Source organism: Bifidobacterium xylocopae (genome assembly GCF_003315615.1).
GTDB classification, from domain to species: Bacteria; Actinomycetota; Actinomycetes; order Actinomycetales; family Bifidobacteriaceae; genus Bombiscardovia; species Bombiscardovia xylocopae.
Genome location: NZ_PDCH01000026.1, coordinates 1 through 3,494, shown reverse-complemented (window position 1 = coordinate 3,494; position 3,494 = coordinate 1). Strand labels below are relative to the sequence as shown.

Sequence of the window (3,494 nt, the reverse complement as noted above, 5' to 3'; positions counted from 1 at the left end):
TGGTTGACGAGTCGGTCACTGATCCAGACTGAGTAAAAGGCGTCGTAGGTATGTGCGGGTGCGGAACGGGGACAGACGAGGTAGAGAGCGAGGCCTGGGTGGGGGGCGTCAGATGGGTAGAAGAGAGCGGGGTATCGGGGGCCCTTTTTGGGATGGGCGGCCCGGTGGTGGGGGTTGCCGCCGGGCCGTGGTTGTGTGTCGTTCCTGGGGTATTAGGCGCTGATGGTGGTGTGTCTGCCTGGCTGGTATCTGCGGCTGAGCTGGTGGGCTGTCATGGTGAGGGCGGCCAGGGTGGTGAGCAGTAGGAGGGTGCCTCCGCTGAGCCGTTGGATGGGTATGCTACCGGCTTTGGGCAGGGTGTAGTGGGGGGTGTAGGTGTAGGTGAGTGGGTAGTCGGTTTGGGGTTGGCCGGCTAGGGTCCAGTGGATGGTGGCTGGGACTGTTCCTGCGGGGTGTGCCGGTGCTGTGGTGTCCCAGGTGCGGCTGCCGGTGTTCCAGGCGGGTGCGGGTGTGGCGTCGTTCCTGTCGAGGGTGATGCCGGTGACCACAATCTGGCGAAGGCCGACGGGGACGGGCGCTAGTCGGTCGGTGTTGCTGTTGTCACCGAGCTGACCGTACTGGTTCCATCCCCAACTGTAGGCGTGATTGTTGTTGTCGATGGCGAGGCTGTGGTCCCAGCCTGCGCTGATGGTGGTCCAGGTGGTGTTGGGGGTCGGGTCGTGGACGCGCGCGGGTGTGGGGTGGGGATTGTAGTCTCTGCTGCCGGTGCCGAGCTGGCCGTACGGGTTGCGTCCCCAGCTGTATGCGTGTTCGTTGGTGTCAATGGCGAGGTTGTGATCGATGCCTGCGCTGATCGTGGTCCAGGTGGTGTTGGGTTGTCTTGTTGGGTCGTTGATGCGCGCGGGTGTGGGGTGGGGGTTGGTGTCGCTGCTGCCGTTGCCGAGCTGGCCGCCGTCGTTTCGTCCCCAGCTGTATGCGTATCCGTTGTTGTCGATGGCGAGGCTGTGGTTCCAGCCTGCGTTGATGGTTCTCCAGGTGGTGTTGGGATACCATGTGGGGTCGTGGACGCGCACGGGCGTGGGGTGGGGGTTGGTGTCGCTGCTGCCGAGCTGCCCGTAGTTGTTGCGTCCCCAGCTGTATGCGTATCCGTTCGAGTTAATGGCGAGGCTGTGCCAGCCGCCTGCGCTGATGGTGGTCCAGGTGGTGTTAGGGTACCATGTGGGGTCGTGGACGCGCACGGGCGTGGGGTGGGGGTTGGTGTCGCTGCTGCCGTTGCCGAGCTCGCCATACTGGTTGTCTCCCCAGCTGTATGCGTGTCTGTGGTTGTCGATGGCGAGGCTGTGCGTGTTGCCTGCGCTGATGGTGGTCCATGTTGTGTTGGGCTGGACTGCCGGATCGTGGACGCGCACGGGCGTGTTGCGGTCAGTGGTGCTGTTATCGCCGAGCTGGCCGAACCGGTTCCATCCCCAGCTGTATGCGTGTCCGTCGTCGCCGATGGCGAGGCTGTAGTCGAAGCCTGCACTGATCTGGGTGAAACGCACGCCGGCCGGTGTGTGCACGCGCACCGGCTGGTTGCGGTTGGTGGTGGTGCCGTCGCCGAGCTGGCCGTAGTCGTTCAGTCCCCATGCGTAGGTGTTGCCGTCGCTGCCGATAGCAAGAGTGTGGTTGTGGCTTGCGCTGATGTGGGTGAGTCTGAGGGGTAGTGGTGGGTTGGGGGGTGGGGTGATGTGGAGGGTGTTGCCTCCTGTTTCGAGTCCGCTGATGGGGTCGAGTGTGAATTGCCAGGCCTGCCATTGGGCGGTCAGCGTCATGTCGGAAGTGACGGGTGTGTTGAAGTCCCAGGTGCTGCCGTCGGCCTTGGCCCATCCGGTGAGCCAGTGGTGTTCCCATTCGGGGTCCTGCGGTGAGGTGATGGTTTCGCCGTCCAAGAGATGCTGGTCGGCTGGTGTGGGGCTGCCGGTGTGGCCGGCCGCGTCGCCCAGGCTGAATCGTACGATGTATGCGGTGGCGTATGTGTAGTGGAGGGTGACGGTGTCGGTCTGGACTCCGCCGCCGATGGTGATGCCATGCCATGGTGATTGCACTGTTTGGTGCCGGTAGGTTTGGTGCCGGTAGGTGACGGTGACGTTTACGGTGGCGGGCGTGTGGCTGGGCATGGTAGTGTCCCATACCCCAGTAGTGGGGTTGACTCTCCTGTCTGCGGCACCGATGCCGGTGCCGTCAACGTTGATGCCGGTGATGGTGTACTGGGGCACCGCTACCCATACCGGTATACTGCTATTGGTTGTACTGCCGTCGCCGAGCAGGCCGTCGGTGTTTCGTCCCCAGCTGTATGCGTGTACATTGGTGTCGATGGCGAGGCTGTACTCGCTGCCTGCGCTGATGGTGGTCCAGATGGTGTTGGGCTGGCCTGCCGGGTCGGTCACGCGCCCGGGCGTGGGGTGGGGGTTGGTGTCGCTGCTGCCGTTGCCGAGCTCGCCAAAGTCGTTGTGTCCCCAGCTGTATGCGTGTCCGTGGTTGTCGATGGCGAGGCTGTGCGCCCGGCCTGCGCTGATGGCGGTCCAGGTGGTGTCGGGGGCCGGGTCGTGGACGCGCGCGGGCGTGCTGTGGTCGGTGTAGCTGTTGTCGCTGCTGCCGTTGCCGAGCTGGCCAAAGTCGTTGTGTCCCCAGCTGTATGCGTGTCCGTCGCTGTCGATGGCGAGGCTGTGTATTCTGCCTGCGCTGATGGTGGTCCAGGTGGTGTTGGGTTGGCCTGCGGGGTCGTGGACGCGCGCGGGTGTGGGGTGGGGGTTGCGGTCGCTGCTGCCGTTGCCGAGCTCGCCGTGCTCATTGTTTCCCCAGCCGTATGCGTGTCCGTCGCTGTCGATGGCGAGGCCGTGCAGGTCGCCTGCGCTGACGGCGGACCACGTGGTGTCGGGGGCCGGGTCGGTCACGCGCACGGGTTGATCGATGGAGCTGCCGATGTTGATGCCGGCGCCGAGCTGGCCGTACTGGTTCCATCCCCAGCTGTATGCGTGTCCGTCGCTGTCGATAGCGAGGCTATAGTCTTGGCCTGCGCTGATGGTGGCCCAGACGGTGTCGGGGGCCGGGTCGGTCACGCGCTCGGGCACGCTGCGGGCGAGCCCAGTGTCGCTGCTGCCGAGCTCGCCGTAGCCGTTGTCTCCCCAGCTGTATGCGTGTCCGTCGTCACCGATGGCGAGGCTGTGGTCCCAGCCTGCGCTAACCTGCACGAAGCGCACGCCGGCCGGTGTGGATACGCGTAATGGCATAGCGCTGGAAAAGGTGTTGAAACTGCCGGTGCCGAGCTCGCCGTCCGAGTTGTATCCCCATGCGTAGGTGTTGCCGTCGTCGCCGATGGCCAGGCTGTGGCTGTTGCCTGCGCTGATCTGGGTGAAGTGCACGCCGTCGGGTGGGGTGGGTGGGGTGATGGTGGTGTGGGTGCCGGCCGTGTTGGCGGGTCCTTTGGTGGGGGAGAGGGTGAAGCCGTCTACGGT

Annotated in this window: 1 protein-coding gene; it reads right to left on the bottom strand. The window is 64.9% G+C overall.

What is annotated here, in order from left to right; genetic code table 11:
- Positions 1-212 precede the first annotated feature (212 nt).
- On the bottom strand, positions 213-3,494 hold a 3,282-nt coding region (locus CRD59_RS07455; RefSeq protein WP_113854057.1), incomplete at its 5' end, for an RCC1 domain-containing protein.